Source organism: Aerophototrophica crusticola (assembly GCF_012913305.1).
Taxonomy (GTDB): domain Bacteria; phylum Pseudomonadota; class Alphaproteobacteria; order Azospirillales; family Azospirillaceae; genus Niveispirillum; species Niveispirillum crusticola.
Genome location: NZ_CP051775.1, coordinates 1,595,693 through 1,616,648 on the forward strand (window position 1 = coordinate 1,595,693; position 20,956 = coordinate 1,616,648).

Consider the following 20,956-nt stretch of genomic DNA (forward strand, 5'->3'; position numbering starts at 1 on the left):
ACCCCAATCCCGGGGGTCCCATGGTCCACGCCATCGCCACCATCCTGCTGGCCCAGCTCGCGGGGGAGCTGGCCGCCCGCGGCCTCGGCCTTCCCCTGCCCGGCCCGGTGCTGGGCGCCTTGTTCCTGGTGGGCCTGCTGGCTTGGCGCGGCGGTCCGGGGGAAAGCCTGGAAAGGGCGGCGGACGGCCTGTTGTCCAACCTGTCCCTGCTGTTCGTCCCCGCCGGGGTGGGGGTGATGCTGCATGCCGGGCTGATCGGGCGGGAGTGGCTGGCCATCGCCGGGGCCCTGCTGTTCAGCACAGTCCTGACGGTGGCGGTCACGGGCCTGGTCTTCCGCCTGCTGTCCAGGCCGCCCCGGGGGATGCCCCATGACGGAGTTGGAGCGCCTCTGGGTCTACCTGGCCGCAAGCCCCCTGCTCTGGCTGACAGCAACGCTGCTGGCCTACCTGGCCGGGGCCTGGGCGTTCGAGAAGTCCGGCCGCCTCGCCCTGGTGAACCCGGTGGCGGTGGCCATGGCCCTGCTGATCGGCGTGCTGGTCGCCACGGGCACGCCCTACCGCACCTATTTCGAGGGGGCCCAGTTCGTGCATTTCCTGCTGGGTCCCGCCACGGTGGCCCTGGCCGTGCCCCTCTGGCGCTACCGGTCCCAGCTCCGCAAGGCTGCCCTTCCCCTGGCCGCGGCTTTGCTGGCCGGGGCGGCGACCTCCATCCTGTCCGCGGTGGGCATCGCCCTGGCCCTGGGCGCCGACCCGGTGACGGTCGCCTCCTTGGCGCCCAAGTCGGTCACCTCCCCCATCGCCATGGGCATCGCCGAGCAGATCGGCGGCATCCCTTCCCTGACCGCGGCCCTGGTGATCTGCACCGGCATCCTGGGCGCCGTGCTGGGCCCCACGGTCCTGCGCCTGCTCCGCATCACCGACCCGCAGGCGCAGGGCACGGCGCTGGGTACCGCCAGCCATGGCATCGGCACGGCCGCCGCCTTCCAGATCGACAAGCTGGCCGGCACCTTCGCCGGCATCGCCATGGCCCTGAACGGCTTCCTGACCGCCCTGCTGGTGCCCGTGTTCGTGAGGCTCCTGTAGGTCGGGCTGGAGCGGAGCGGAAGCCCGACAGCAAGACTCTTTATCCGCTTATGTCGGGCCTCGCTGAGCTCGGCGCCGACCTACGGCGCAGCACCACCAGCAACCCGTCCAGCGGCTTGCCCCGGTCAAGGCGCGGCACCAGCGGCTCCAGCATTTCCACCTCCAACCCCGCCGCCTCGGCGGCCGCCCGCACATGCGCCTCCGAATGGGCGTAGCGGCGCGACTCCTGCAGCACGAACCCGTCCGCCGCCCGTTCCACGCTGAAGGCGAAGCGCCCACCCGGCACCAGCGCCGCGGCTGCCGCCCGCATCACCGGGTCCAGGTCGCCGAGATAGACCAGCACGTCGGCTGCCAGCAGCAGGTCCCAAGCCCCCGGTTCCGCCCGGAAAGCCTCCACCAGTTCCCCCACCCACAGCCGGTCATAGATGCCGCGGGCGCGGGCCTTTTCCACCATGCGGGGCGACAGGTCGAACCCGGCGAGCGTGCCGGCCAAGCCCCTCGCCTCCACCCCCATCAACCCGGTTCCGCAGCCCGCGTCCAACACCCTAAGCCCGGCCCCATCGACAAGGCCCAACCGCCCCAGCGCCTCCCGCAGCTTCCCCGGCACGCCATAGCCCAGCTTGCCCACCAGATGCTGGTCGAACCGGTCGGCATACTGGTCGAACAGGGCGCGCACGAAAGCCGGGGTCAGTTCGCCACCGCTTCCGTCGATCCCGTCAAGGAGCACCTTCGCGCCGGCCGTATCCGCCGGATCGGCTTCCAGCGCGGCCTCCAGCACGTCCCGGGCCTTCCGCGGTTCCGCCAGCTCGATCCAGGCTCGGGCGAGGGCGACGCCCGCGGCGGCCCGGGCCGGGTCCATGGGGTGGGCCTGGCGCAGGGCGGGCTCCAGCACCTCCGCCGCCAGCAACGGTTCCCCCGCCTCCCGCCAGACATGGCCCAGGGAAGCAAGGCCTGACAGGTCCCGCGGGGCCAGGAAGCGCGCTTCCCGCGCGTGGGACAGGGCGCCGTCCCGCTCCCCCACCGCCAGCAGCAGCCGCGCCAGCAGCCGATGCAGGGCGGCATCGTCAGGACGCCGGTCGAGGGCCGCCGCGGCCACGGCCCGCGCCTCCGCCACCTGCCCGTCGCTGGCCAACGCCTCAGCGAGCAGCCGCTGCCATTCCAGGCGCCCAGGCTCGGCCGCCACCGCAGCCCGGGCATGGGCCACCGCCGTCCCGTCGGCTTGGTCGGCCAGCAACTCCGCCAGCAGGGCGTGCGCCTCACCGACGCCGGCGTCCAGGTCAAGCGCCGCGCGGGCGTGGGCCAGGGCCGCCGTCCTGTCGTCCCGGTACAGCGCCTCCTGCGCCGCGGCCAGGGCCGCCTCCACCCCCTCACCCACCGGCACGCCGACGACTGGCACCATACCCCTCCGCGAGAAAAGCGAGACCCGGTGCCGTGGGGCACCGGGTCGGGGATATGCGCTTCGGCCGCGTTCCGGTCAATCCGGGGGCCTCGTGCCAAAGTTCAGGCGGCGTCCGCCTTGATCATGGCATAGAGCTGGTCCTTCAGGCGCAGCCGCGCGACCTTCAGGGCTTCCAGGCGCTCGTCGGTGGCGGCCTCCGCCCCGCTCTCGATGCGGTGAACCGCATGGTCGGTCTCATGGTACTCGGCGAAAAGCCGGGCGAAGTGGTTGTCGTTGAGCTTCAGGGCATGGATGCGCTCCCGGTGTTCCGGGAACTCATGCACCAAGTCATGTTTCTGGAGGCTCACGTCTCTCTCCCTTATCTGCCCGGATTGGGCGTTGGAGAAAGCATCCTCCCGCGCAAAGGTTGGCTCATTGACACAGGTCAACATGTCGGGCCGCCCCGTACGGATGGGCTAGTCCACCCCTTATGTGCGATTCCGGGTTGACGGGATGCGGAAACTTTGTGATTGCTATGCGGCCGGCGCATGGTGCCGGTGACAATGTCAGGGAGCGGTCGTCGAACAGCGTATCGGCGGCCTGTCAGGAGCGGCCCGCAGCCACGCGGGCGGAACGGACCGGTGGGATGTCCCCCGGGCCACGGATCGAACGGAGGGACGACATGAAGCACAAGCGCGCCCGCGCCGCCGCCCGTCCCCAGCCGGATTCCCGCCTCGCCCTGGCCCTGCTCCTGCTCTTCAGCCTGCTCCTCCTCGCTGCCGCCCCGGCCCGCGCCGGCACCTGCCTGGAGGAGATCGTCCAGGCGGAGAAGGACTACAAGATCCCCCGCGGCATGCTTCTCGCCGTCTCCCTGGTGGAGACGGGCGCCTCCGGCACCCCCGTCGCCTACGCCCTGAACGTGAAGGGCCGCGCCGTCATGGCGAAGACGGAGCTGGACGCCGCCAAGCACCTGCGTGACGCCAAGGGCAACCTGCGGAGCAACGTCTTCGCCGGCTGCATGCAGCTTTCGGTCAGCCACCACAAGAAGGCGTTCACCCCGGTCGAGCGGATCGTGAACCCGGCCGAGAATGTGCGCTACGCCGCCAAGTACCTGCTCCGCCTCCGGACGGAGACGGGAAGCTGGGGCGCCGCCGTGGCCCGCTACAATGGCGGCACCGGCAAGACCGCCATGGCCTACCAGTGCAAGGTGCGTAGCCGCCTCGTCGGCCTGGGTGCCGGCGACTCCGCCGCCCTGATCGACGGCAAGCGCTGCCCCAGCGACGACCCGGCCGCCGTCTCCCCCAAGACCCGCCGCACCTTCCAAGAAGCCCAGGTCCCGGTGGGCTGATCCCCACCCGGGCAACAGTTTCGTCGGCGAACGGTAACCCTGCCATTCCGCATGGGCGGTGGCGGCACCGGGTGGAATGGGCCAAGTCTGTGCCGCCCTCCCCGTTGCCCCGGCAAGTCCGATGACAGCAACCCCGGCGACCGCCGGTGCCCCCGGTTCCGTGGCTGCGGCCATCGCCAGCATGGTCTGCGCGGTGGCCCTGTTCGCCACCATGAACGCGATGATCAAGTCGCTCGGGGATACCTACCCGGTCAGCCAGATCGTCTTCTTCCGCTCACTGTTCGCCCTGGTGGTGCTCTGGCCCATGATCTGGAGGGCCGGCGGCTGGAAGTCGCTGAAGACCGAACGGCCCTGGGGCCATGCCTGGCGTTGCGCCGCCGGCGTCAGCGCCATGACCTGCGGTTTCACGGCCATCACCCTGCTGCCCCTGGCCCAGGCGGCGGCCTTCTCCTTCACCGCGCCGCTCTGGACGACACTGCTGGGCGTGCTGCTGCTGGGGGAGCGGGTGCGCTGGCGGCGCACGGTGGCGCTGGTCGTGGGCTTCCTGGGTGTGCTGTTGATGCTCCGCCCCGACTCGAGCCTGCTCACCGGGTTGATGCAGGGCGATGCCCGGGCCCTGGGTAGCCTGCTGGGCGTCACCTCCGCCATCCTGGCCGCCCTGGCCATGATCTCCATCCGGCGCCTGTCCACGTCGGAGCCCAGCACCACCATCGTCTTCTACTTCATGGTCACCGGGGTGGTGGCCAGCGGCCTTGCCCTGCCCTTCCACTTCGTCCTGCCGGACCTGCCAGACCTTGTGACCCTGGTGACCATCGGCCTGGTCGGCGGTGTCGCGCAGGTTCTGCTGACCCGCGCCTACCGCGGCGCCCCGGTGGCGGTGGTGGCGCCCTTCGACTACACGGCCATGGTCTGGGCCACCGGCTATGGCTACCTGATCTGGGGTGAGCTGCCGGACAGCCTGGTGATCCTCGGCGCGCTGGTGGTGGTGGGCAGCGGGGTGTACATCACTCTGCGTGAGGTGAAGCTCGGCGTCCCCCGCCCGCGGGAGACGACGCCGGCCGCCAAGGGCTCATGACTCGCAGCAATTCGTGACGGCCAAGGATGAACTACCGACACGCCTACCATGCCGGGAACCCGGCGGACGTGGTGAAGCACGCGGTGCTCTGCCTGCTGCTGCAGAAGCTGACCGCGAAGCCCGCCCCTTTCTGCGTGCTGGACACCCATGCCGGCATCGGCGGCTACGACCTGGACGCCACGGAGGCGCAGAAGACGCGGGAGGCGGAGGCCGGCATCCGCCGCCTGCTGGCCCTCCCCGACCTGCCCGTGGCGCTCGCCCCCTACCTGGAAGCCGTGCGCGCGCTGAATCCCGGCCTTGCGGAGGGTAAGGTACCCCTGCGCCACTATCCCGGCTCCCCCCTGCTGGCCCGCCATTTCCTGCGGGAACAGGACCGGCTGGTGCTGGCCGAGCTGCACCCCGACGATGCCCAGACCCTGCGCCGCGCCTTGCAGGGGGAAAAGCGCGCCGCGGTCCACCACATGGACGGCTGGCTGGCCCTGAAGGCCCATCTGCCACCCAAGGAAAAGCGCGGCCTGGTCGTCATCGACCCGCCTTTCGAGGCCACGGACGAGTATGGCCGCCTTGCCGCCGCCCTGGCCCTGGTGCACCGGCGCTGGGCCACGGGCCAGGTGCTGGCCTGGTATCCCATCAAGGACCGCGCCAGCGTCTGGAGGCTGCACCAGCAGATGGAGGACCTCGGGATCCCCAAGGTGCTGGCGGCAGAACTGACCTGGTCAGAGGATGACCGCAGCGACCGGCTGAACGGTTCTGGCCTGATCCTGGTGAACCCGCCCTGGCAGTTGGACGCCACGCTGGCGGAGCTGCTGCCCGCCTTGCACCGGCTGCTCGGCGGCAGGCAAGGCGGCGGGCGGGTGGATTGGATCGTGCCCGAGGCGGCATGAAAAACCCCCGCAGGCGTACCTGCGGGGGCGAAGATTTCATTGTCGAAGAAGCCGTGAGGTTCAGGCGCTCTTGCGCATGTCCTCGGCCTGCTCCTCCGCCCGCTGGGTGATGCGGCGGGTGGCGTCGTTGGTGATCTGGCTGGCCAGCTCGGACATGCGCTGGCTGGTCTTCAGCAACTGCTCCATCTCCGTGCGCACCAGGTCCTGCTGGGCAGTGACCAGGTCCGTCAGGGTGCGCGCGCCGGTCAGGGCCTTGGTCTGCTGGGTCCAGCGGTCCAGGGCGCCCTGGGTGTAGGCGAACCACTCGCGCCACACGGTCTGGAAGCCGTCGGCCACCACGGACTGGGCGGACATCACGGCGTCCATGTTGCGGGTGGCCCGCTCGGACATGGTGCGGCCGGCCTTCACCGCCTCATCCGACAGGCGGCCGAACTGCTCGGCCGCGGCGCCGGTGGTGCGTTGGGCGGTTTCGGCCGCCGTGCCAGCGCCGGCCTGGAGGGCCTGGCTGGCGGTCTCGGTGGTCTGCCGGGTGGCCTTGCCGAAATCCTGGGCCGCATCCCGGGTCTCCGCCGCCCGCTTCTGCGCGTTCTCCTTCGCAGTCGCAACAGTGTCCTTGACAGCGACGGCCAAATCCTTGTCAGCGGTCATTACATTTCTCCTCGAAATCCCGAGTAATTCTGTTGGCAGAACGTTTGCTGCAACAACGAACGCTCATGCTGCGCCGCCGTAATAACATGCCATCGGCGCAACAGGTCAGTGAAAACCGACCTGTCGTTCCGATGGAACATTGGTTGATTCGCGGTAGGCCCTGGGTATTACCTGGATTTCGTAGGCGAATTCAGCCCGTCCCTCACCCCGCGTGGGAAGGCGTGAAGGTTGGCGGGTCGCTGGCCGGGAAGGTTCCTTCCACCGCCTCCTCCACCAGATCCTCCTGGTGGTCCTCCGGCAGTTGGCCGCGGTTGGCCATGGAGTCCGGCCGCGGTCCGGCGAAGACCTCGGCCAGGGCGGGGTCCCGCGGCGCCTCCCGCCAGACCGCCCGTTGGCGGTCGATCCGGCCCCGGCGAAGGCCGCCGCCCATGGCTTGGTAAGCCGGGCAGTGGCCACTTACGGCGCGGACCAACAAAAGGCCGCCCAAGGTCGCCAGGGCGGTCCCGCCGCCGCGGCCCCGGTCCATGCCGAGCGCCAGCAGCGCGCCGCCGAGTCCCCCGGTCAGGATGCGCTCGGCCGGGCTGACATTCACCGGCCCGATGGGCAGGAAGCTGGAAAGCTGGTCGCTGGACAGGCGCACCGCGGTCTCCCCTATCTCAATGGTGTGGACAGAAAGGCAACGGGCGGGGCGCGCGCCGGGTTCCCGGGAAGTCTGCGGCAATAACCGTAGGGATTGTGACGTTGACAAGTGCGGCACAGCTTCCAATCATCCGCCATCCCCTGGCGACATGAGCCCTCGATGGCCAGCCTGACCACCCAAGTCACCGACTCCCTGCACGGCCAGCCTGCGGACGGCATGCATGTGGAGGTGTTCTGGCTCGGCCCGAACGACGCCATCCATCCCATCCGGGAAATGGTGACCGGCCCGGACGGCCGCCCGTCCCGCCCCGCCATGGTAGGGCGCGAGTTCGAGCGCGGGGAGTATGAGCTGCGCTTCCGCGTCGGCGACTATTTCCGCGCCTTCTCGATCATAGAGGCGGAACCGCGCTTCCTGGGCGTCATCGCCGTGCGCATCGGCATCGCGGATGCGGAGCAGGACCACCATGTGCACCTGGTCGTCAGCCCCTGGTCCTACACGGTGTTCCGGGGTTGATCGCCCCTAATCCGAACGGACTACCAATTTAAGCATGCGCGGCGCTCTGTTTTTCAGCACACTCCCCCGACGCTGGCCGTGGGATGGGCCAGTGCTTGAAGACCAGGGGGCTAGGATGGGTGTGCAGCGGCCGTTCATGGCGGAACTCCAGCGGGCCAAGCGGGTGCAGGAGGGGCGCGGCGGCATCCCCGAACCGGCGGCCAGCCAACCTTCCCCGGCCGCCGCCCTGCCCCCGCCCGTGGTGGTGGCGGACAACAGCGAGGTGCTGGCCGCCATCCAGGCCGTCGGCCACAAGCTGGACCGGTTCCTGACCGTCGACCATACGCATATCGAGAAGATCCAGCTGGAGGTGGCCGATATCGCCGGCCGCATCAAGGCGACGAAGGTGGAGATCGCCGCCCTGCGCCACCCACTGGCATCGGAAGACAAGTTTCAGGAGGCAAGCCAGCAGCTCACGGCCGTGGTGAAGTCTACGGAGGCGGCCACCAACGCCATCATCGGCGCGGCCGAGGAGATCGAGGACATCGTCAACGAAGTCCGCTCCCAACTCCCCGAAGGTTACCAGAACAGCCGGCTGAAGGACCTGAACGAGGTCATCCTGCGCATCTTCGAGGCCTGCAACTTCCAGGACCTGACCGGCCAACGCATCACCAAGGTGGTCCAGGCCCTCACCTTCATCGAGGAGCGGGTGGAGGGCATGATGTCGGTCTGGCACGCCAAGGAGTTCGAGGCCCTGCCCCTGCCCCCGTCCATCGCCAAGAAGGACGAGCACCTGGAACTGCACGGTCCCGCCCACGAGAAGGACACGATCAGCCAGGCGGACATCGACGCGCTGTTCGACTGACCGGGCGCGGCCCGGCCCTGCCGCTCAGGCCGCGTGGCCGGGGCGGCGGGCGCAACGGGCCGCCAGCACGGCCACCTGGGTACGGTTCCTGGCGCCCAGCTTCTGCATCATGGCGCGCACATGCACCTTCACGGTGCCTTCCAGCACGCCCAGGCGCCGCGCGATCTCCTTGTTGGAGCAGCCTTCCACCAACAGCTCGAAGATTTCCCGCTGGCGGCCGGTCAGCGTGCCCAGGCCCGCCATGTCCAGCCCACCTGACGGTATCGAGGGCGCCTCCGGAACCAGTGACGGCCGCGGCATCAGGACATAATCCTCCCCCGACAGGGCCAGGGCGACCGCGTGCTCCAGCACGTCGCTGGGGTCGTTCTTCGAGAGCACGGCCCGCACACCGGCGGCCAGGAACCCGCGTGCCTCCGCGCCCGTGGGGCCGCTGGCCATCAGGATCACCGGCGTCGGGGCCACGGCGGCGGTGAAGCCGGCGACCTGGACCGCCTTGTCCTGACCCAACCCGTCCACGTCCATCACGATCAGGTCCGCCGCGGTGCCGCGGCGAAGCATCTCCCCCGCCTCGTCCAGTGTGGCCGCCTGCATGACCTGCGCGCCGGCATGGTGCGACGTCAGGGTGAGGGCAAGGCCATGCCGCACCAGCGCCTGCGGGTCGATGACCAGGAAGCTGCGCCTGTGCAGCGCCGTCACGGGCCGCGGTGTCGCCTGGGGGGCCACCGTCGACAGGACGACCGGTGCGGAAACCCGAACGGCCGCCATGTTCCGCAGTGCCATGCTCATCCCGAGCCTCCTTGCCTTGACCCACAATCCCGTGTTAACGGTGTGTCAACGTATACTACCGAGGTAAGACTTGGCGCAAGTATGACGTAGGGCTTAAATGAAATTTGGGATTACGGCCGGGCTCCGGTGAGTGAACCTGATGTTATCCTCATTATGTTTCGAATTTCGATGTAATTTTCCCTTCCCCTCCACTCGGCCTTGTCTGGGCTTTTCCTAAAATGCAAGGGAATGAGGCGGCGATGCAGAAGACCAACGTGATGCTGGTGGACCATGACCAGCTTTTCAGCGCAGCCCTGGCCGCCCTGCTGGCCGAGGAAGGGTATGGTGCGGACAGCCAGCACGCCGATCTTGAAGACGCGTTGGAGGAGCTGGCAGGCCCCGATGCTCCGGAGGTGGTGATGGTGGATCCCGGTTGCCTGGCCGGCGACCCGCTGACCGCCTTGCGCCGCCTGCGCCAAGCCCTTCCTGAAGGCAGGCTGATCGTCATGGGCGCGGCTCTGGGCGATGAGGCGTTGCGCGCCAGCCTGACGGCCGGGGCGGACGGCCATGTCTCCAAGGCCGCCGCCTTCGACACGGTGCTGCGGGCCGTGCGGCTGGTGATGCTGGGACAGGCGGTCTTCCCCTCCCGGGCACTGGAAATCTGGGAACCGGGCGCCACCCATGGCGCCACCGGATCGGCGGCGACGTCGGAGTTGTCGCGACGGGAGACGCAGATCCTGGCCTGTGTCCTGGGCGGCCAGTCGAACAAGGCCATCGCCCGCCGCCTGGACATCACCGAATCCACGGTGAAGATGCACTTCAAGAATGTGATGCGGAAAATCCAGGCCAGCAACCGCACCCAGGCCGCGGTATGGGCCATTGACCACGGCATCGCGCCGATGGCGTCCTGACGCCGAACCGCCCTTTCCCATTGAAAAAGGGGCGCCCCGGGGGGCGCCCCTTTCCGTTCCGCAAACCCGTCGGGACTTACGGGAACAGGATGACCGCACGGCGGTTGGACGGCTCGCGCACATTGTCGGCGGTCGGCACCAGCAGCTCCGTCTCGCCACGGCCGGCGGTGGCGATCTGGTCGGCGGTCAGGCCCTGGGACACCAGGAACTCCCGCACGGCGGCAGCGCGCGCCTCGGAGAGCTTCTGGTTGTAGGTGGGGGAGCCCGAGGTGTCGGTGTAACCGGTCACCTGCACGGCGGCCACCTTGCCGGTCATGGCATCACGGGCCACGTTGCGCAGCACCTGCTCCGCGTCGGCGGTCAGGGTCGACTTGTTCCAGTCGAAGAAGACCGTGAAGTTGCGGCTGATGGTCGGGGCCGCCACGGCGGGCTGGGCCACCGGCGCCGGCTGCTGGACAACCGGCTGCGGCGCCGGGGTCGGGGCGACCGTGCGGGTGGGGGCGCCGAACAGGACGCGGATGCCGACCAGGACACTGTGGTTGTCGTAGTCGAACTCGAAGTTGTTGCCGGTGGTGGTGGCCATCTTCACCGGCTCCGCCCGCAGGTACCGGTAGCTCAGCGTCGCGTCCATGTTGGACAGGATGCTGTAGTTCAGGCCGGCGTTCAACTGGTAGGCGACGGTGGTGTCCTTCTCATCCGCGAACTGGTTCGCGCTGAACAGGGCACCGGCGTCCCGCAGGCCGATGCGGGCCACACCGACGCCGCCGCCGAAGAAGGGGCTCAGCGGGGTGCCGGTGTCGATGCTGTAGGCGGCGACACCCATCAGGGTCAGGGCGGAGGTGCTGCCGTTGCCGCCGGAGCGGCCGGCGACGCCGCCGACGATGTCACCGATGGTGTGGACACCGTAGCCACCCTCGACGCCGAAGCGCAGGCCGTTGTCCAGCTGGTAGCCCAACTCGACGACGGAGCTGATCGCCGTCTTGAAGTCCGCCTTGTTGGTCACCGGGCCGTTGTACTTCGTGTCCTCCAGCCAGCTCGCGCCGACCTGGGAACCGAAATAGAAGCCCTGGGTGGTCTCGGCCAGAGCCGCGGCGGGGATGGCGGCCGCCAGGGCGGTCCCCAGCAACAGGGTACGGAAAGTCATGGTTGCTTCTCCTTATGGGGCCGCACGTGACGGCCCACTCCCGAGCTGCCGCCCCGTTCTTGGCGCGGGGCGGCGTGAAAATGGGTGAGGGCGGCCGGAATCCGGGCCGCCCGTTCGCGCAAGACTTACCCAAATCGTTTTAGTGACGCAAGCTGGCAACATTGTGGCGAATCGGCCTAAGCCGTTCGGGGAGGCGCAATATTTTCGGGCGGGAACGGTGCGGAGCGCGTCAGGCCGCTTCCCGGAAGACGGCCACGGCGCGGTGGCCGGCGGCTGTCGCATCGGCGAAGGTGTGCCCGTGCAGGCCCGTCAGGGCCGGGTGCACAGCGTGGAACACGACCCGCTCACCCTCTTCCGGCACGGCGATGCCGAGGGGCTCCTCATCCAGCTCGATCACGATGGGCGGAGGGGTTCGCATGGCCTGACTCGTCTTCCCGCAATGCAGTCATGCCCCGGCGCAAGCAGGGCGGGGGCGGTCTAGCAGGCCCCCATGTTCCCCTGCCATCGCGGTTCCATGACGTTCCTGTCACAAGTCCGGGTCAGCGGCATGCCCGCCCGGCGACCGGCGCGGGTTCCTTCCGGCGTGGGAGGCACTATGGTTACGGCGGACCCCATGATGAGCCGAGACCCGCCGTGACCGCACAGCCCACCTCCCCCCTCCGGTTTCCCTTCGCCGCGCCCCCGCCGGAGGGTGAGGTCGCGGAGGTGGCGCCGGGGGTGCTGTGGCTGCGCATGCCCCTGCCCTTCGCGCTGGACCATGTGAACCTCTGGCTGCTGCGCGACGGGGAAGGCTGGGCCGTGGTGGACACGGGCATCTCCAGCAACCGGACCCGGGCCATCTGGGAAACCGTCTTCGCCCAGCACCTGGGTGGCCTCCCGGTCAGCCGGGTCATCGTCACCCATTTCCACCCGGACCATCTGGGCCTTGCCGGCTGGATCACGGAGAGGTTCGGCGTCGGCCTCTGGATGACCCGGACCGAATGGCTGCTGGGCCGCATGCTGTCCCTGGACGGCGGCCCTGACCTGCTGGCGTCCAACCGGCGGTTCCATGAGGAGGCGGGCCTCACCGCCGACCAGATCGCCGCGCTGGAGGAGCGCGGCCACGCCTTCCCCAAGGGCGTGCCGAGCGTGCCCGCCGGCTTCACCCGCATGGTGGATGGTGGGGAGTTGCGCATCGGCGACCACACCTGGCGCGTGACCACCGCCGGCGGCCACGCGCCGGAGCATGCCTGCCTTACCTGCGCCGACCTGGGCCTGTTCATCGCCGGCGACATGGTCCTGCCGCGCATCAGCCCGAACGTCAGCGTCTGGCCCAGCGAGCCGGAGGCCGATCCCCTGTCCGATTTCCTGGAAGGCCTTGCCAAGCTGAAGGCGGGTCAGCCCGACAGCCTGCTGGTCCTCCCCTCCCACGGCCTGCCCTTCCACGGGCTGCACGCCCGCATCGACCAGCTCGCCGCCCACCACCAGGAGCGGCTGGAAGAGGTGGTCGCCGCCTGCCGGCTACGGCCCACCAGCGTGGGGGAGCTGACCGGCATCCTGTTCCGCCGCCCCATGGACGCCCACCAGCTCAGCTTCGCCGTGGGCGAGGCGTTGGCGCACCTGAACCACCTGCTCCAGCAGGGCCGCCTGTCGCGGGAGCGGGATTCCGCCGGCGTGCTTCGCAACCGCGCCGCCTGAACCGCGGTCAGGCCACGAGCTGGAACTGGCTGGGGTCATCCAGCACAGAGGCGGCAAGGGTCTTCAGGGTCCGGGGGTCACCCACTTGGCGAAGCCGGACGTGGGTATTGCCCAGCGCATCCTCGCTGAGCCCTACCACCTCCCAGAGCATGGCACCGAATCCCAGCTTGCGATAGCGCTGTCCCGGGATGATCTCGCGACGTCGCCGGATCAATCCGGTCTCCCTGGCTACGGGCCTGTCGCGGGTGGAACAGGGGCAGCCCGCCCGTGTTCCGCAGGGCCGGGAGGATCCGGGAACGTTGCCGCTGCCGGGCCGTTAGGGACCCCATGACAAACAACCTTGATGCCCTGGCCGTCGCCGTCCTGCTCGTGAGGGAGTTGGGTGACGATGCCGTCATCGTCAGCCGCAACCGCCTGGTGGAGCTGACCGCCGCCGACAACCGCCGTGCCGCCGCCTTCTGGCGGGCCGTCATGGAAGCCTGCGAGGACCGCCTGTCCACGGCCCCGACGCCCCTGCCGGGCACCGGTCCGGGCGTGGCCTCCCATCCCGGCATGACCATGCACTGACGGCCGGGCCGACCGGTCTTCAGCGAAGGGTCATCAGCAGCAAGGTGGCAAGGCCGGCGGCAAGGCCCAGCAGCAGGCTGCGCCGGGCCAGCAGGAACACGCCCAGCCCCACCGCCGCGGCCAGGGCCCGCGCCTCCAGGGATGCCGCCGCCAGCGGGCCGATGGGCAGCAGGATCATGCGGGCCACCAGCCCGGCCAGCAGGGCGTAGGCGACGCAGCCCACCCACTCGAACAGCGGTCCGGCCGGGTCGATCCGCCCACCCAGCAGGACCCCCAGCCCGCGCCAGACATAGGTCACGGCCGCCGCCACGGCCAGGGCGGCAAGCAGGATCAGCGGGTCAGACATCATCCGGTGCCTCCCCCACGGGGGCCGGCGGCGCCGGTCGCTCCTTCGGCAGGGCACGGTTCACCAAGAAGGCGGCCGTCCCGCCCACCAGCCCCGTCGCCAGAAGCCCCCATTCCCCGCCCAGCCAATGGAACACGGGCCCCAGGACGGTGCCGAACGCCAGGGCCAGGACCTTGGACCGGGGCCGCAGGTCCAGCAGGAACAGCAGCAGGAAATAGAGCGGGTTCAGGAAGACCAGGGCGAGGGTCACCGGCTTGGGCACCAGCCCCGCCAGGAAGAACCCGGCCGCCGTGGACACCAGGGTGATGGTCCAGAGGCTGACGGCGAAGGTGGCGAACCAGGCGAAGCGGTGCTCCTGCGCCAGCCGCGGCGTCTCCCGCATGCCGTTGGCCCAGGAGGTGACGGCGATCAGGTGCGCGATGGCGTAATAGCGCCAGGAGCCAACCCCGGGCCGGCGCAGGGACGGCAGCAGGGTCACGGTCATGGGCATCAGGCGGGCGTTGGTCAGCCCCACCGCCATGCCGATCACGAGCAGCGACGACCCGAGCGCCGCCAACTCCACCAGCGCCACCTGCCCCGGCAGAGCCCAGCCGGTGGCCGTGCTGGCCAGCCCGAACCACAGGGGGAACCCCGTTTCCCGCACCAGGGAGCCGAAACCCAGGTAGCTGGCGGCCAGGACGAGACCTGGGATCCCGAACGCTTCCCGCAGCGCGGCGCGGATCACCGCGCCGCGGGCCACCGGCACCCCATCCCTGCCCATCCCGGCGCGGCTCAACCCGCCGAGCCGGACCCGGCGGTCTTTGCCTGTTCCTTCTTGGCCGGAGCCTTGGCGGCGGGCTTCTCCGCCGGCTTCGGGGCGGAGGGGGCGGCCACGCTGATGGCCTGGGCGGGCTGGTCGCAACGCGGCGCGGCGGCGACGCGGACGATGCCGGCGGACTCGCCATGGGCCAGGATGGCCTTCTGGACGTCCTTGTCCGGCATGGACATGGCCTTGCCCACCACCGGCACGTGGTTCTCACAGAAGATCTGGGCGCTCAGCGCGATGGCACGCTGGGACATCTCGTTCGCCAGCCGGGTGCGGAAGCTGTCGAACTCCTTGGTCGGGTTCCGGGAACCGGCGCGCTTGAAATGGCCGATCAGCGACTTCTCCCAGCCCTGCACCGCCGCCTGGTGCTTCAGGGTGAACATCTTGTACTGGGCGAACAGGGAGGGACCGTCCTTCGGGTCCATGGCCTGGCAGGTGAGGCCGACCACCATCAGCTCCGTATGCAGGCGGATGGCCTGCTCCGCCTCGAACTCCGCGGGGGTGTAGCAGGGGGCCTTGGCAGCGGCCTTGCTGGGCTTGGGGGTGGCCTTCTTGGGCGGCGTCGGCTCCGCGGCAGCGACGGGCAGCGTGGCCGGCAGGGCCAGGGCGGCGAGGACGGTCAGGGCGGTACGGAGGCGCGGCATCGGGGTTTCCGGGACCAAGGGGATGCGGGAAAACGGGGATCTGCGGCGCGGAGAATGCCCGAAGGCCCGCTCGCGCCGCAAGTACGGGCTGACGGGCCAGGCCCTCGCGCAGTATTGTCACGCCGCTTCCCGCATCGCTCAACAGGCAACAATGGCGCGAATCGGCATCGACCTCGGCGGCACCAAGATCGAGGGTATCCTGCTGGGCGAGGACGGCGCCGAACGGGCGCGGCGGCGGGTGCCCACCCCCGCGGCGACTATGCCGGGACCGTCGCCGCCATCAATGGTCTGGTCCGGGCGTTGGAGGCGGAAGCCGGACCGCGCACCTGCACCGTCGGTGTCGGCATTCCCGGCGTGGTCTCCCCGCGGACGGGGCTGGTGAAGAACGCCAACTCCACCTGGCTGATCGGCCATCCCCTGGACAAGGACCTGGAGCGGGCCCTGGGCCGGCCGGTGCGGCTGGAGAACGACGCCAACTGCTTCGCCGTGTCCGAGGCGACGGACGGGGCCGCCGCCGGGGCGCACACGGTCTTCGGCATCATCATCGGCACCGGGTGTGGCGGCGGGATCGTGGTGGGCGGCCGGGCGCTGGTGGGCCGCCATGCCATATCAGGGGAATGGGGGCACAACCCCCTGCCCTGGCCCACCCGCGATGAATGGCCCGGCCCTGACTGCTTCTGCGGACGCCGGGGCTGCCTGGAACGCTGGGTATCCGGGCCGGCCTTCGCGGAAGACCACCGTCGGACCACGGGGGAAGACCTGGCGACGGCGGAGATCGTGGCCCGGGCCGAGGCGGGCGACCCGGCCGCCTCCGCCAGCCTGGACCGCTATGTGGACCGCCTTGCCCGCGGCCTGGCGGGCGTGGTGAACCTGCTTGACCCGGATGTGGTCGTGTTGGGCGGCGGCATGTCGAACGTGGCCCGGCTCTACAGGGACTTGCCCGCCCGACTGTCCGCCTGGTGCTTTTCCGACGGGGTGGACACACCCATCCTGCAGGCAAGGCACGGCGATTCCAGCGGCGTCCGCGGGGCCGCCTGGCTGTGGCAGCCGGGGGATTCCTGAAATCCTGTATTTTAAAGAACCGGCATCCCTGCCCGAAATCCGCACCGATTCGCGTTTTTCAAAAGCGGATGGCACCAGGGATGGTGTCCCGACCCGGAACAGCCCCCATTCGGTTGCCCGTACCTTTCAAAACACCGGGTTTCCCGGCTACTTTCGGGCTACGCGAAGCGGGACCTTTTCAAAAGCCCCCGGCGATTTTATAAAAACCGCGAACCTTTTGCCGGGGACCGGCGTTCTTCCTATAGAAATCCGTCCCGGTTTCGACCATATCTAACCTGCTGCTCCTGGCATATCTCCGTATCCGCCATGTTCAACGCCCCACGCGGGCAGAACATCGCGGCGGAGCATCTGCCGAACCCATGAATCCGCGTCATGACGCAAGAGCCTCTCTGGCAACCGAGTGACATCTTGACCGCCGAACCCGAAAACGATTCGGAATCCCCCAAGCGCCGGGGCCGCATTCCGCAAACCGCGTGGCCGCGAATCCTTGAGCGTTACAAGGCCGGGGCCACCCTGTCCGCCATCGCGCGTGAGTTCGACTGCACGCCGAGCGCCATCTCCTACATCGTCCGCAAGGCCGAGGCGGCCGGCGTGGGCGCCGAGGGGGGTGAGGCTGCGCCGGCCCAGGGTGAACTGGCGCCCGTGACCGCGCCCACCCCTGCCCCGGCACCCGCCCCGGTGGTGGAAGCCGCCCCGGTGCCGGAACCGGCCCCGCTGGCCCCGCTGGTCGAATCCACGCCGGTGCCCACCGGCGGTGAGGTCCGCTTGCCGGACCCCCTGCGCGGCGACACGCAGCGGGAGCCCGCCGCCAGGCTGGAACACCGGGGCGAAGGCCCGCGCCAGCCGCGCGCCGACCTGCCACCGCGTGAACCCCGGGAGCCGCGTCAGCCGCTGGAGGGTCGTCCCCAGGGTGACCGCCCGCCGCGCCCGCCGCAGGAAGGCCGTCCGGAGATGCGCCGCCCCGGCGGCGACCAGCCCCAGCGCCCGCCCATGGGCCAGGGCGGCCAGCCGCAGCAGCGCCCCTTCCCCCCGCGGGAGGGTGGCGAACAGCAGCAGCCCCGCGGTGACCGGGACCAGCGTTTCCAGAACCAGCGCTTCGAGCGGGGTGAGGGTGGCGACCGCGGCCAGCGCCCGCAACAGGACCGCTTCCGCAATGAGCGGGCTGATCGCGGCAACGACCGTGGCTTCCAGAATCGCGGCAATCGCGATGAGCTGGACTATGACGTGCCGGCCGGGCTGGAACTGTCGGACAAGCCGCCCGAGGCGACATATCCCTATCTGCGCCACCGCAACGCCAACCGGCTGGAAGCGGCGGAGGTGCCGTCCGTCCCCGCCGACCAGCGGATGGAAGCCGCGGCCAAGGCCGTGGCTGACGCCTACCGCGGTTGGAAAACGCAGGCCCCCGACGTGACCGCCCAAGTGCTGACCGACGCGTTGCATGAGCTGCGCAAGGTCGTCGCCCGGATGGAGATCGAGATGTCGGCCAGCCGGAAGGAAGAGCAGCGGTCAATGCCCCTGCCGAACTACCGGTACAACCAGCTCCCGGCGCCGCAGCAGTCCCGTAGCTGACGAGGGTCGGTGGTCAAGAGAAAGGCCCGGCTCCCACAAGGGGGCCGGGCCTTCTTCTTTTGAGATGGCCACTCTTTAGTCCCCATGTCGCGACTGACCAAGCGACGGACGCCAGAGCAAGATCGGAAATGGGTTTGGGGCGAACGTCGCGGCAGCGTCCCCTCCCCCAGAGGGGGAGGGACAGGGAGAGGGGTTGTCTTGTCTCCGGAGAAGGAAACCTTCGGCGAGGCTCCTGCTGTCCTGGTCGCACCACCCCTCTCCCTGTCCCTCTCCCCCGGGAGAGGGGACGGAACGGCGCCGTTCAACTGGCCCGACAGAGGAGACCCAGTCGCTACGTCCGTTGCCTCAGCTCCCTTCAGCGAAAGCAGGGATGCCTGTGGAGCGAAGCAGGACGCAGAGAACTTCAGCGAACTGATGCAGCCTAGAACCGCAGGATCGCCGCCACGGGGCTGTTGGCCGGCATCTGGTCCTCCGGCAGCTCATACACGGTGCCATCCTTGGCCACCACATGGCCGGCGGCATAGTCGATCAGTTCCCGGTCGCCTTCCTTCCGGTCGTGGTGCATCACGGCCCGCTGGGCGTCGGGCAGCCAGCGACCCCAGCACTGAGCGCCGGCCCGTACGAACAGGGTGTCCACCCGCCCCTGGGCCGCCGCCGTCACCACCTGCGCCGGATCGGCCACGCTCTTGGAGTTGTTGTCGCCGTTCAGCATGCGGAAGCGGTCCGCCGCGTTGCGCAGCCCCTGCTCGAACCGGGGCTTCACCAGCTCCAGGCTGCGGCGGTGCAGATCGTCCCGCGACAGGGAATCGGGCGGCAGGGTCAGGGCAGGTTCCACCAAGTGCTTGTACTTGCAGATGGTCTTGAAGTGCCCGGCCACCCGCTCGTCCGCCACCAGGACCAGGGGCGTGTGGGTGCCGCCCAGATACTGCTCCATGCAGCCGCTGAGCTGCTTCAGGTACTGCATCACCTCGTCGTTGGTGACCAGCTTCTGGCTGCCCGCCTCGGCATAGGCCGGCGCGTCGGAGGCATTGGCCGTCACCGGCTTGCGCACCGTCCCGTCATCGCGGCCCACGGCCTCGCCCTGGATGTTGGGGCCGCCGTTGAAAAGGTTGTCCATGCCCCGGGGCAGTTCCTCGGGCGGGATTTCCTGCAGGCCGGACTTGCCGCCCTCGAAGATTTGCGCCTGCTTCAGGCTGATGGCCAGAACGACGAAGCGCCCGCCCTCCGACACCACCGGCAGCAGGGGGCGCACATGGAACCGGTCATCGATGAACATCTGCTCCGGCACGCTGACCGGCAGCTTGAACGCATGGTGCCGCCCGGGGGACAGGAATACCGCGAGCCCCTCCTGCTGGTGGCGCCAATAGGCGCCGTCATGGACCAGGTCATAGCCGGGCTTCAGGATGGTGTCCGCGTCGGGGCCGCGCATGCCGCCCTCCACCAGCCGGCGGCGGGCCTCATCCAACTGGTTCCTCAGCCGGACGGAGTCCTGGCTGATCTCACGCCCGGCCACATGGGTCGGCAGGAAAATGGAAATCGCCGGGGCCGTCACATCGGCCATCAGCGCGTCAAGCTGTTCGCGGCTGAACATATGGTCCCTCGCGGTTGGGGCAGTGGCTTGTCGCCTTTGCCCATGCCAACCGGGGGAGGCGCGGGTCGGTTCCCCGCCAAACGCCCGTCAGGTCAGAAGCGCCGACCCGAACACGAACCAGCCGCACAGGGTGCCGAACATGCCGGTCACCGCCACGAAGTCCCGAACATAGGCGATCGTTTTCATCGTCTGCTCCCGTGTCGCGCCAACCGTGGCGGGTGGGTGGATTACCGTGACGCACCTCATCGCTACACCCCCAGCATGTCAGAACAAAAATGGAACAGCAAGCGGTTTGTTCTTTATCCGTTCCGCGTAAGTCTCTCCTCCGTTCTCCCGGGTGGTCAGGCGGTCAGGACACCCTCGTTCCCACCCGACCGGGCAAGATAGGCGCGGGTCACCGGCGCCACCTGCCCGTCCAGCCATTCGGCCATGGCCAGTTCCTCGGCCAGGCTTTCCTCCGCCAAGCGCCGCACCTCCGGCTCGCCCGCCTCCTCGGCCACCACGGCGATGATGCGGTAGTTCACCGCCTCCCATTGCTCGTAGGTGTAGGCGGCCATCAGGTCCTTCACGACCTCGTCATCCGCCATGCCGGTGAGGGCCGCCTGCACGAAGCCGCTGAGCTTGGCGCCCATGGTCTTCAGGGCGGACGTGTCCGCCCCCATCCGGTGCAGGGCCGCCTCCAGCCGCTCCGCCTGGTGCTCCGTCTCATCCCGGTGGCGCCGCAGCCGGTCGGCCAGATGGGGCTGGCTGCCGGCCCGCTGGATCTGCCGGTCCAGGATGCTCAAGGCCTCCTGTTCCATGGCATAGGCATCGCGCAGGTAGGCGACCAGGGTCTCGCGCGGGGTTGTCATGGACAGGGCCTCCAAGTCGCGGCACTTGTGTGTTGCCTGAACACCGCAGCCCGATGGGTGTTGCACGCCTGCCCCGATTCCTGACCCTAAGGTCAGCTTGCGGTACCCCTTGGCGGCATCCACTGTCCCGGCAGGCTTAACCCCGCATCCCAGCAAGACCCGCCCCCGTGTCCCCGCCGCCGCCCGACCTCCCCGGCCCAGGACTGCTCCGCCAGCTCTGGGACTATTGGGAATCCAGGCATCCCAAGGGTTTGCTGCCCGGGCGCCAGCACATCGACCCGTCAGACATTCCAACCCTGCTCCCCAACATCTTGCTGGTGGAACGGGTGGAGGGATACTACCGGTACCGTCTGGCCGGGACGCGAATCGCGGAACTGCTTGGGCGTGAGGTGACCGGAAGGCGCCTTGCCGACATCCCGCTGGGCGAGTCGGCCGTCCCCTGGGCCACACGACTGGATGAGATGTGGCAGGCGGGCATTCCCCTTTACGGGGCGGAGTCGGGGTGGAAACGGGGGTTCACCCTGCGTGAACTGCACTGGCTGGCCCTGCCCCTGGCCCGCGACGGCAGGCAAGTGGACATGGCCCTGTGCGGCCTGGATTGGACCTGACGC

Annotated in this window: 25 protein-coding genes and 1 pseudogene; 13 read left to right on the top strand and 13 right to left on the bottom strand. The window is 69.4% G+C overall.

Annotated elements, in window-relative coordinates; translation table 11 throughout:
• Positions 1–20: 20 nt before the first annotated feature.
• A pseudogene (locus HHL28_RS07865) lies at positions 21–275 on the top strand (CidA/LrgA family protein); the annotation flags it as partial.
• 94 nt (positions 276–369) lie between these two features.
• On the top strand, positions 370–1,083 hold the full coding sequence (locus HHL28_RS07870; protein ID WP_075768935.1) for an LrgB family protein: 714 nt from the start codon (positions 370–372) through the stop codon (positions 1,081–1,083).
• Positions 1,084–1,123: 40 nt separating this feature from the next.
• Here the strand turns inward: HHL28_RS07870 and HHL28_RS07875 are convergent, their stop codons facing one another.
• Positions 1,124–2,482: a tetratricopeptide repeat protein gene (locus tag HHL28_RS07875; protein ID WP_083698767.1), complete on the bottom strand. Its 1,359-nt coding sequence runs from the start codon at positions 2,480–2,482 to the stop codon at positions 1,124–1,126.
• A 101-nt stretch (positions 2,483–2,583) separates the two neighbouring features.
• Positions 2,584–2,829, bottom strand: coding sequence for a YdcH family protein (locus tag HHL28_RS07880; RefSeq protein WP_075768934.1), 246 nt, complete (start codon positions 2,827–2,829; stop codon positions 2,584–2,586).
• A 314-nt stretch (positions 2,830–3,143) separates the two neighbouring features.
• Between HHL28_RS07880 and HHL28_RS07885 the strand changes: the two genes are divergently transcribed.
• From HHL28_RS07885 to HHL28_RS07895, 3 genes are all read left to right on the top strand, one after another.
• Positions 3,144–3,809, top strand: coding sequence for a transglycosylase SLT domain-containing protein (locus HHL28_RS07885; RefSeq protein ID WP_075768933.1), 666 nt, complete (start codon positions 3,144–3,146; stop codon positions 3,807–3,809).
• Between the two features lie 160 nt (positions 3,810–3,969).
• Entirely contained in the window at positions 3,970–4,884 is a 915-nt protein-coding gene (locus HHL28_RS07890; protein WP_169654953.1) for a DMT family transporter, read from the top strand.
• A 26-nt stretch (positions 4,885–4,910) separates the two neighbouring features.
• Positions 4,911–5,768: a 23S rRNA (adenine(2030)-N(6))-methyltransferase RlmJ gene (locus HHL28_RS07895; RefSeq protein WP_075768931.1), complete on the top strand. Its 858-nt coding sequence runs from the start codon at positions 4,911–4,913 to the stop codon at positions 5,766–5,768.
• 60 nt (positions 5,769–5,828) lie between these two features.
• On the opposite strand, the gene phaP is transcribed toward HHL28_RS07895, so the two are convergent.
• Both phaP and HHL28_RS07905 read right to left on the bottom strand, forming a co-directional pair.
• Positions 5,829–6,416, bottom strand: coding sequence for a phasin family protein (phaP, locus tag HHL28_RS07900; RefSeq protein WP_075768930.1), 588 nt, complete (start codon positions 6,414–6,416; stop codon positions 5,829–5,831).
• A gap of 202 nt (positions 6,417–6,618) precedes the next feature.
• Complete coding sequence (locus HHL28_RS07905; protein ID WP_075768929.1) at positions 6,619–7,056, bottom strand: YgaP-like transmembrane domain; 438 nt, start codon at positions 7,054–7,056, stop codon at positions 6,619–6,621.
• A 159-nt stretch (positions 7,057–7,215) separates the two neighbouring features.
• Here HHL28_RS07905 and HHL28_RS07910 point away from each other — a divergent pair, with 159 nt between their 5' ends.
• On the top strand, positions 7,216–7,569 hold the full coding sequence (locus HHL28_RS07910; RefSeq protein ID WP_075768928.1) for a hydroxyisourate hydrolase: 354 nt from the start codon (positions 7,216–7,218) through the stop codon (positions 7,567–7,569).
• 121 nt (positions 7,570–7,690) lie between these two features.
• Positions 7,691–8,413: a protein phosphatase CheZ gene (locus HHL28_RS07915; protein WP_404326779.1), complete on the top strand. Its 723-nt coding sequence runs from the start codon at positions 7,691–7,693 to the stop codon at positions 8,411–8,413.
• A 24-nt stretch (positions 8,414–8,437) separates the two neighbouring features.
• Here the strand turns inward: HHL28_RS07915 and HHL28_RS18440 are convergent, their stop codons facing one another.
• Positions 8,438–9,199, bottom strand: a complete 762-nt coding sequence (locus tag HHL28_RS18440; RefSeq protein WP_083698763.1) for a LuxR C-terminal-related transcriptional regulator — start codon at positions 9,197–9,199, stop codon at positions 8,438–8,440.
• A gap of 239 nt (positions 9,200–9,438) precedes the next feature.
• On the opposite strand from HHL28_RS18440, the gene HHL28_RS07925 reads away from it, so the two are divergent.
• Positions 9,439–10,089: a LuxR C-terminal-related transcriptional regulator gene (locus HHL28_RS07925; protein ID WP_075768926.1), complete on the top strand. Its 651-nt coding sequence runs from the start codon at positions 9,439–9,441 to the stop codon at positions 10,087–10,089.
• A gap of 76 nt (positions 10,090–10,165) precedes the next feature.
• Here the strand turns inward: HHL28_RS07925 and HHL28_RS07930 are convergent, their stop codons facing one another.
• Positions 10,166–11,233, bottom strand: coding sequence for an OmpA family protein (locus tag HHL28_RS07930; RefSeq protein ID WP_075768925.1), 1,068 nt, complete (start codon positions 11,231–11,233; stop codon positions 10,166–10,168).
• Between the two features lie 229 nt (positions 11,234–11,462).
• On the bottom strand, positions 11,463–11,651 hold the full coding sequence (locus tag HHL28_RS07935; protein WP_075768924.1) for a hypothetical protein: 189 nt from the start codon (positions 11,649–11,651) through the stop codon (positions 11,463–11,465).
• A 215-nt stretch (positions 11,652–11,866) separates the two neighbouring features.
• Here HHL28_RS07935 and HHL28_RS07940 point away from each other — a divergent pair, with 215 nt between their 5' ends.
• On the top strand, positions 11,867–12,910 hold the full coding sequence (locus tag HHL28_RS07940) for an MBL fold metallo-hydrolase (protein WP_075768923.1): 1,044 nt from the start codon (positions 11,867–11,869) through the stop codon (positions 12,908–12,910).
• A 7-nt stretch (positions 12,911–12,917) separates the two neighbouring features.
• On the opposite strand, the gene HHL28_RS07945 is transcribed toward HHL28_RS07940, so the two are convergent.
• On the bottom strand, positions 12,918–13,124 hold the full coding sequence (locus HHL28_RS07945) for a hypothetical protein (protein WP_404326783.1): 207 nt from the start codon (positions 13,122–13,124) through the stop codon (positions 12,918–12,920).
• Between the two features lie 113 nt (positions 13,125–13,237).
• Between HHL28_RS07945 and HHL28_RS07950 the strand changes: the two genes are divergently transcribed.
• Positions 13,238–13,477, top strand: coding sequence for a glycosyltransferase family protein (locus tag HHL28_RS07950; RefSeq protein ID WP_075768922.1), 240 nt, complete (start codon positions 13,238–13,240; stop codon positions 13,475–13,477).
• 19 nt (positions 13,478–13,496) lie between these two features.
• On the opposite strand, the gene HHL28_RS07955 is transcribed toward HHL28_RS07950, so the two are convergent.
• Genes HHL28_RS07955 through HHL28_RS07965 form a run of 3 tightly spaced genes read right to left on the bottom strand, consistent with a single transcriptional unit; the run spans position 13,497 to position 15,272 of the window.
• The gene (locus tag HHL28_RS07955; RefSeq protein WP_083698760.1) at positions 13,497–13,826 is read right to left on the bottom strand and encodes an AzlD domain-containing protein; all 330 of its coding nucleotides are present in this window, start codon (positions 13,824–13,826) and stop codon (positions 13,497–13,499) included.
• Positions 13,816–14,583: an AzlC family ABC transporter permease gene (locus HHL28_RS07960; protein WP_169654955.1), complete on the bottom strand. Its 768-nt coding sequence runs from the start codon at positions 14,581–14,583 to the stop codon at positions 13,816–13,818. Before HHL28_RS07960 ends, HHL28_RS07955 begins: the two co-directional genes overlap by 11 nt.
• Before the next feature lie 11 nt (positions 14,584–14,594).
• Entirely contained in the window at positions 14,595–15,272 is a 678-nt protein-coding gene (locus HHL28_RS07965) for a hypothetical protein (protein ID WP_075768920.1), read from the bottom strand.
• 54 nt (positions 15,273–15,326) lie between these two features.
• On the opposite strand from HHL28_RS07965, the gene HHL28_RS07970 reads away from it, so the two are divergent.
• Both HHL28_RS07970 and HHL28_RS07975 read left to right on the top strand, forming a co-directional pair.
• Positions 15,327–16,334, top strand: a complete 1,008-nt coding sequence (locus tag HHL28_RS07970; protein WP_449687533.1) for an ROK family protein — start codon at positions 15,327–15,329, stop codon at positions 16,332–16,334.
• Positions 16,335–16,742: 408 nt separating this feature from the next.
• Complete coding sequence (locus tag HHL28_RS07975) at positions 16,743–17,903, top strand: hypothetical protein (RefSeq protein ID WP_075768918.1); 1,161 nt, start codon at positions 16,743–16,745, stop codon at positions 17,901–17,903.
• 421 nt (positions 17,904–18,324) lie between these two features.
• Here HHL28_RS07975 and HHL28_RS07980 read toward each other — a convergent pair whose 3' ends face one another.
• Entirely contained in the window at positions 18,325–19,494 is a 1,170-nt protein-coding gene (locus tag HHL28_RS07980; protein ID WP_075768917.1) for a baeRF3 domain-containing protein, read from the bottom strand.
• 341 nt (positions 19,495–19,835) lie between these two features.
• Positions 19,836–20,345, bottom strand: a complete 510-nt coding sequence (locus tag HHL28_RS07985) for a ferritin-like domain-containing protein (RefSeq protein ID WP_075769174.1) — start codon at positions 20,343–20,345, stop codon at positions 19,836–19,838.
• Positions 20,346–20,512: 167 nt separating this feature from the next.
• On the opposite strand from HHL28_RS07985, the gene HHL28_RS07990 reads away from it, so the two are divergent.
• On the top strand, positions 20,513–20,953 hold the full coding sequence (locus HHL28_RS07990) for a PAS domain-containing protein (protein WP_075768916.1): 441 nt from the start codon (positions 20,513–20,515) through the stop codon (positions 20,951–20,953).
• Positions 20,954–20,956: the final 3 nt, after the last annotated feature.